This is a genomic window from Nocardia sp. NPDC051929, assembly GCF_044548645.1.
Classification (GTDB): Bacteria; Actinomycetota; Actinomycetes; order Mycobacteriales; family Mycobacteriaceae; genus Nocardia; species Nocardia sichangensis.
In genome coordinates, this window is sequence record NZ_JBIUCG010000016.1 from 222,141 (window position 1) to 229,213 (window position 7,073).

6 protein-coding genes are annotated in these 7,073 nt (G+C 69.1%); all 6 read left to right on the forward strand.

Translation table 11 applies throughout. From position 1 onward, the window contains the following. Positions 1 to 327: 327 nt before the first annotated feature. Positions 328 to 1,125 (forward strand): LytTR family DNA-binding domain-containing protein, encoded by a 798-nt coding sequence (locus tag ACIHAX_RS23135; protein WP_355078334.1) that lies wholly within the window; start codon positions 328 to 330, stop codon positions 1,123 to 1,125. Further along, positions 1,122 to 1,487: a hypothetical protein gene (locus tag ACIHAX_RS23140; RefSeq protein ID WP_364430609.1), complete on the forward strand. Its 366-nt coding sequence runs from the start codon at positions 1,122 to 1,124 to the stop codon at positions 1,485 to 1,487. Before ACIHAX_RS23135 ends, ACIHAX_RS23140 begins: the two co-directional genes overlap by 4 nt. A gap of 139 nt (positions 1,488 to 1,626) precedes the next feature. After that, entirely contained in the window at positions 1,627 to 3,381 is a 1,755-nt protein-coding gene (locus tag ACIHAX_RS23145) for a cation acetate symporter (protein ID WP_364430612.1), read from the forward strand. A 153-nt stretch (positions 3,382 to 3,534) separates the two neighbouring features. After that, on the forward strand, positions 3,535 to 3,891 hold the full coding sequence (locus ACIHAX_RS23150) for a DUF485 domain-containing protein (RefSeq protein ID WP_355078337.1): 357 nt from the start codon (positions 3,535 to 3,537) through the stop codon (positions 3,889 to 3,891). Further along, entirely contained in the window at positions 3,888 to 5,525 is a 1,638-nt protein-coding gene (locus ACIHAX_RS23155) for a cation acetate symporter (protein WP_355078338.1), read from the forward strand. Before ACIHAX_RS23150 ends, ACIHAX_RS23155 begins: the two co-directional genes overlap by 4 nt. A 51-nt stretch (positions 5,526 to 5,576) precedes the next feature. Then, positions 5,577 to 7,073, forward strand: a 1,497-nt coding sequence (gene acs / locus ACIHAX_RS23160; protein ID WP_397279479.1) for an acetate--CoA ligase, incomplete at its 3' end; no start/stop codon positions are given.

Consider the following 7,073-nt stretch of genomic DNA (forward strand, 5'->3'; position numbering starts at 1 on the left):
CTCGTCGGTTCGGCCGCTGACCGCTGCGGCCAGGAATTCCTCCAACAACGCGAATCGGTGTCGATCGCCATGCTCACGCTCATGGAACGCTCACCGCCAAGGAACGCGTGGTGTACGTACTGCGTGAGGCCTTCGGCTACCCGCACCCACGAAACCGGCACACGCAACGCCCGGACGCAGGCACGAGACCACCCATGCAACGCCTCGAAGCACGGGCCCGTGCCCACCAGGCATCCCGGCTCGAACGCGGACGCACACGAGTAGGCAGCCTCACGCCGACGGCACCGGCTCGGCTGCCCAGCGCGAGCCCCTTACGATGGAGCGATTGTGACCCGCGTTACCGGCAAGCCGGCGGGCGCGCTGCGCGTGCTCGCCGTGGACGACGAGAAGCCCGCTCTGGACGAGCTGGTGTATCTGCTGCGCGCACGGGCCGAGATCGGGGAGATCCACGCGGCGGGCGATGCCACCAGCGCGTTGCGGGTGCTGCGCGCTCATCCCGTGGACGCGGTGTTTTTGGACATCAACATGCCCGGCCTGGACGGTATGGAGCTGGCGGGCATCCTGTCGGAGTTCGCCAATCCGCCCGCCGTGGTGTTCGTGACCGCCCACGACGACCGGGCGATCGCCGCGTTCGATCTGGGCGCGGTGGACTACCTGCTCAAGCCGCTGCGCGAAGCGCGGCTCGCCGAGGCGGTGCGGCGAATCGCGGCGTCCCGCAGCGCGCCGCACCGGCCTGCCGCCGACGAGCGCGCCGATCCGAGCGAGGTCATCCCAGTGGAACTGGGCGGAGTGACCACGCTGGTACCGAGGTCGAGCGTGAGTTGGGTGGAAGCCGACGGGGATTACGCGCGGCTGCACACGAGCGCCGGATCGCATCTGGTGCGGATCCCGTTGTCGGCATTGGAAGCACGCTGGCACGACGCGGGATTCCTGCGGGTGCACCGCTCGTATCTGGTGGCGTTGCGGCTGGTCACCGGGCTGCGCACGATAGGTTCCGGCACGGTGGTGTGCCTGCGGGCCGAGGGCGACGCGCAAGCGGTCGAACTGCCGGTGAGCCGAAGGCAGGTGCGTGAACTGAAACAGCGGCTGGTGCACAGGCCCCGGCAACACTGGGGCAATCAGTGACCGCGCCGCAGCGTCCGGCGCGCGAGCGCGTGGTGCTCTCCGAACGACGCGGCGCGCGGCGAGTGCGCACGAGAGTCGAGGTCGCCGAGCAGACGGAGTTCGGCGAGGCGCTCATCGGCGGCCTGATCCGCGCGCAACTCGGGCTCGCGCTGCGCGTGGGCCTGGTGACGATCGCGCTGCTGTGCGCGCTGCCCATACTGTTCGGCATCGGTTTGATCGGCTCGTTCACGGTGCTCGGCATCCGGCTGCCCTGGTTGCTGCTCGGCGGCGCGGTGTACCCGCTGCTGTTCCTGATCGGCCGGACCTACGTGCGCCTGGCCGAACGCAACGAACAGGACTTCCTCGAACTGGCCGAGGACTGACGGTGCGACCGGCCCGAATGCCTGCCGCGGCGCGGACCACGGTATCGATGCGCTCCGGTCCGACGGGCTTCGTTCGTCGCTCGGCGTATCGGTGCACCTGGTCCGAGAACACGCGCGCCGCGTTCGAGATCGGTATGTCATGACCTCCGCCACGGCCCCCGCGCTGACGGTCGCGGCGCTGATCCTCGCGGCCCTGGCGACCGTCGCGATCGGCGCGTACGGCGTGCGGCTCGCGCGCACCACCTCGGACTTCCTCGTCGCCTCCCGCAGCGTGGGGCCGCGCTGGAACGCGGCCGCGATCTCCGGCGAATACCTTTCGGCCGCCTCGTTTCTCGGGGTCGCCGGGTTGATCGCGAAATACGGCGCGGACGCGCTGTGGTACCCGGTCGGCTTCACCGCCGGATACCTGGCGCTGCTGCTGTTCGTCGCCGCGCCGCTGCGCCGCTCCGGCGCGTACACGGTGCCCGACTTCGCCGAATTCCGTTTGGGCTCGGTGCGTTTGCGCAGGCTCGCGGCCACCGTCGTGGTGCTCATCTGCGCGGTGTACCTGATCCCGCAATTCCAGGGAGCGGGACTCACGCTGCACATCCTGCTCGGGGTGCCGGACTGGGTGGGCGCGGTGGCGGTCGGCGCGATCGTGATCGCCAATGTGGTGGGTGGCGGGATGCGCTCGATCACCTTGGTCCAGGCGTTCCAGTATTGGTTGAAGCTGACCGCGGTGGCACTGCCCGCGCTGGTGCTGCTCGGGCACTTCCTCGCCGACCAACGGGAGCTCGGCGCGCCCGCACCGCCGGTGGTGTCCGAACGTACGACCGTCGACGTGACCACCGACGTGGTGGTGCGGGTCGGTGCACCGCAACAGGTTTCGATCACGGGAACCATCGACGAGCACGCCGTCGACGGCACGGTGCCGCTGACGCCCGGCACGCACGAACTGGCGGCGGGGACGCGATTGGTGCTCGAGGCCGGAGCGGCGGTGCCGGTGGTGGCCGGCGCCCCCGCCGACGGCGCGGGCTGGCTGACGCCGGGCGGCGGACTCGGCGGTCCGCATCCCAGCTACCAGGTCTATTCGCTGATCCTGGCGACCTTCCTCGGCACCATGGGCCTTCCGCACGTGCTGGTGCGCTTCTACACCAACCCCGACGGGCGGGCCGCGCGCACGACCGCGCTCGCGGTGATCGGCCTGGTCGGCCTCTTCTATCTGTTCCCCGTCCTACTGGGCGTTTTCGCCCGGCTGTACGTGCCGCAACTGCTGATCACCGGAACCTCCGACGCCGCGGTGGTGCTGCTGCCCGGGTCGGTGGTCGCGGGGCTGCCTGGTCAGCTGCTCGCGGCGCTGGCCGCGGCGGGCGCGATCGCCGCGTTCCTGTCCACGTCGTCGGGGCTGCTGGTGAGCATCGCGGGCGTGCTCAGCACCGACATGCTGCGCGGGCGCATCCGGGACTTCCGCACGGCCGCACTGGTCGCGGGCTCGGTACCGCTGGCGTTGTCGCTGACGGTGGTGTCGCTCGATCTGTCCCGCACCGTCGGCCTGGCCTTCGCTGTGGCCGCCTCCACGCTGTGCCCGCTGCTGGTCCTTGGCATCTGGTGGCGCGGGCTGACCGCGACGGGCGCGGCGGCCGGTCTGGTCGCGGGCGGGCTCGCGGCGGGCGCCGCGACCGCCGTCTCGGTCACCGGCGGCTTCTCCGACGACGTGGCGGGCGGCTGGCCCGCCGCGTTGCTGAGCTATCCCGCGGCGATCAGCGTGCCGCTGGCGTTCGCCACCATGGTGCTGGTGAGTTCGTTCACCCGTGGGCTCGGCGCGAGGACGGTGAGCCGGATCTTCGTCCGGATGCACGCGCCGGAGCGCTTGGGCATGGGCGCGGACCGCGAGCGCAGCCTGCGTTCGGACTGAGCGGGCTCGCGCCGACCGTTCGTCGCGCCGTACCGACCGCTCACCGCAGATTCGGACACCTTCGTGGAGTGACCCACACCACAGCCTACTGGTGGCCCCTATCCCTGGCTTACCGTCCTCGAGAAGTAAGCCACGTCACTTGGTAGGACCATCATGACCAGTACCGAACTCGACGACACCGCAGGGCGGCGAGCGCCGAGCGCAGCAGAATTCGCCGAAGTCCAGGCCAGCCCCCAATTCCAGGAACTGCGAACGCGATTGCGCCGCTTCGTATTTCCGATGACCGCGCTGTTCCTGCTCTGGTACCTCGGTTATGTCCTGCTCGGCGCCTACGCGCACGACTTCATGAGCCGCCCCGTCTTCGGCGAGATCAACGCCGGATTGCTGCTCGGCCTCGGCCAATTCGTCTCCACCTTCGCCATCACCGCGCTGTACGTCCGGTTCGCCAACCGGGAACTGGATCCGCGCGCAGCGAAAATCCGCGGCTACCTCGAGGGAGACCGGGCATGAACACCGTGCACACCTACGCCGCGGCGGCGACGGTCGGCAACCCGGTCGCCAATATCGCCATCTTCGGCGTCTTCGTCGCGATCACGATGATCGTGGTGATCCGCGCCAGCCGGAACAACGCCACCGCCGCCGACTACTTCACCGGCGGGCGCGGCTTCTCCGGTCCGCAGAACGGCGTCGCCATCGCGGGCGACTACCTCTCGGCCGCCAGCTTCCTCGGCATCGCGGGCGCCATCGCGGTCTACGGCTACGACGGATTCCTCTACTCGATCGGATTCCTGGTCGCCTGGCTGGTCGCGTTGCTGCTGGTCGCCGAGATGCTCCGCAACACCGGCAAATTCACCATGGCCGATGTGCTGAGCTTCCGGCTGAAGGAAGGCCCGGTGCGCACCGCCGCGGCATTGTCCACGCTGACGGTGTCGCTGTTCTACCTGCTCGCGCAGATGGCGGGCGCGGGCGGGCTGGTCGCGCTGCTGCTGGATGTCACCGACAAGACCGGGCAGTCCATCGTGATCGCCGTCGTCGGCGTGCTGATGATCGTGTACGTCCTGGTCGGCGGCATGAAGGGCACCACATGGGTGCAGATCATCAAGGCCGTGCTGCTGATCGTGGGCGCGGCGCTGATGACCGTCATGGTCTTCGCCAAGTTCGGTTTCGACTTCTCCGAGATCCTCGGCTCCGCGCAGAAAGCGGTCTCCGGTTCGGCGAACAAGGCCGTCGCCGCACGCGACGTGCTCGCACCCGGCGCGCAGTACGGCGGCAGCGAGACCTCGAAGCTCAACTTCCTCTCGCTGGGCCTGGCGTTGGTGCTCGGCACCGCGGGCCTGCCGCACGTACTGATGCGCTTCTACACCGTGCCCACCGCCAAAGAGGCGCGACGCTCGGTGGTCTGGGCCATCGGCCTGATCGGCGCGTTCTACCTGTTCACCCTGGTCCTGGGCTACGGCGCGGCGGCGATCGTCGGGCCCGATCGCATCCTCGCGGCCGCGGGCGGGCAGAACTCGGCCGCGCCGCTGCTGGCCTTCGAACTCGGCGGCGTGGTGCTGCTCGGGGTGATCTCGGCGGTCGCCTTCGCCACCATCCTCGCGGTGGTCGCGGGCCTGACCATCACGGCGTCGGCGTCGTTCGCCCACGACATCTACGCGAATGTCATCAAGCGCGGGAAAGCCGGTGAGCGCGAACAGGTCCGGGTCTCCCGGATCACCGCCGTGGTGATCGGCATACTGGCCATCGCGCTGGGCATCCTGGCCAACGGCCAGAACGTCGCCTTCCTGGTGGCGCTGGCGTTCGCGGTCGCGGCGTCGGCGAACCTGCCGACCATCCTGTACTCGCTGTTCTGGCGGCGGTTCAACACCACCGGCGCGCTGTGGAGCATGTACGGCGGCCTGATCTCGACGATCGTGCTGATCGTGTTCTCCCCCGCGGTGTCCGGCAGCAAGACCGCCATGCTGCCCGGTTCGGACTTCGACTGGTTCCCGCTGTCCAACCCGGGCATCGTTTCCATCCCGTTGGCGTTCCTGCTCGGCATCATCGGCACCTTCGTGGGAGGCAAGACCGAGGACCCGGCCAAGGCCGCTGAGATGGAAGTCCGCTCGCTCACCGGCGTCGGCGCCGAGAAGGCGGTGGTGCACTGAGCACTGCCCGGCATTCCTCGTCCCCTCTGTTCTTTCGTTAGGAGATCTCGCGTGACCAGCGCAACCACCGATGACCGCGACACCACCGCCTACCCGCCCGCCGCGGAGTTCGCCGCCCAGGCGAACGCGAGCGAGGCGCTGTACGACCGGGCGCGGTCCGATCGGCTGGAGTTCTGGGCCGAACAGGCTCGCAGGCTGCACTGGGAGCAGCCGTGGACCCAGGTGCTGGACTGGAGCGAGGCTCCGGTGGCGAAATGGTTCGTCGGCGGCAAGCTCAACGTCGCCTACAACTGCGTGGACCGCCACGTCCTGGACGGACACGGCGACCAGGTCGCCATCCACTGGGAAGGCGAACCCGGCGACTCGCGCGCCATCACCTACGAACAACTGCGGGACGAGGTCTGCCGGGCCGCCAACGCGTTCACCGAACTGGGCCTGGTCGCGGGCGACCGGGTGGCGATCTACATGCCGATGGTGCCGGAAGCCATCGTGTCCATGCTCGCCTGCGCTCGCCTCGGCCTGACCCACTCCGTCGTCTTCGCCGGATTCTCCCCCACCGCGTTGCGCCAGCGCGTCGACGACGCCGGGGCGCGCCTGGTGATCACCACCGACGGGCAGTGGCGGCGCGGCACGGCAGCGCCGCTCAAGGCCGGGGTGGACGAGGCATTGGGTGACGGGCCATCGACCGTCGAGCATGTGCTGGTGGTGCGCCGCACCGGCATCGAAGTCCCCTGGACCGAAGGCCGCGACCTGTGGTGGCACGACACCGTCACCACCGCCGCACCCCACCACGAACCCCAACCCTTCGACGCCGAACACCCCCTGTTCATCCTCTACACCTCCGGCACCACCGGAAAACCCAAAGGCATCCTCCACACCACCGGCGGCTACCTCACCCAAACCGCCTACACCCACCACAACGTCTTCGACCACAAACCCGGACAAGACATCTACTGGTGCACCGCCGACATCGGCTGGGTCACCGGACACAGCTACATCGTCTACGGCCCCCTGGCCAACCGCACCACCCAAGTCGTCTACGAAGGCACACCCAACTCGCCCAACGAGCACCGGCATTTCGAGATCATCGAAAAGTACGGCGTCACCATCTATTACACGGCGCCGACGCTGGTCCGAACGTTCATGAAGTGGGGCAGGAACATTCCCGACAGCCATGATCTGTCGTCGCTGCGCCTGCTCGGTTCGGTCGGCGAACCCATCAACCCGGAGGCGTGGCGCTGGTACCGCGAGGTCATCGGCGCGGGCCGCACGCCCATCGTCGACACCTGGTGGCAGACCGAGACCGGCGCCATCATGATCTCCCCCCTGCCCGGCGTCACCGCCGCCAAACCCGGCGCGGCGATGACTCCCCTGCCGGGTGTCTCGGCGCGGGTGGTGGACGAGGACGGCGGCGAACTCGGCCGGGACAGTTCCGGTCTGCTCGTGCTCGACGAGCCGTGGCCGTCGATGCTGCGCGGCATCTGGGGCGACACCGAACGCTACAAAGCCACCTACTGGGAACGCTTCGCCGACCAAGGCTGGTACTTC

Bases quoted from the DNA above. Each gene is read 5' to 3' on its own strand.
- ACIHAX_RS23145 (WP_364430612.1), top strand. From the start codon at position 1,627: ATGACCTCCGCCACGGCCCCCGCGCTGACGGTCGCGGCGCTGATCCTC.
- ACIHAX_RS23150 (WP_355078337.1), top strand. From the start codon at position 3,535: ATGACCAGTACCGAACTCGACGACACCGCAGGGCGGCGAGCGCCGAGC.
- ACIHAX_RS23155 (WP_355078338.1), top strand. From the start codon at position 3,888: ATGAACACCGTGCACACCTACGCCGCGGCGGCGACGGTCGGCAACCCG.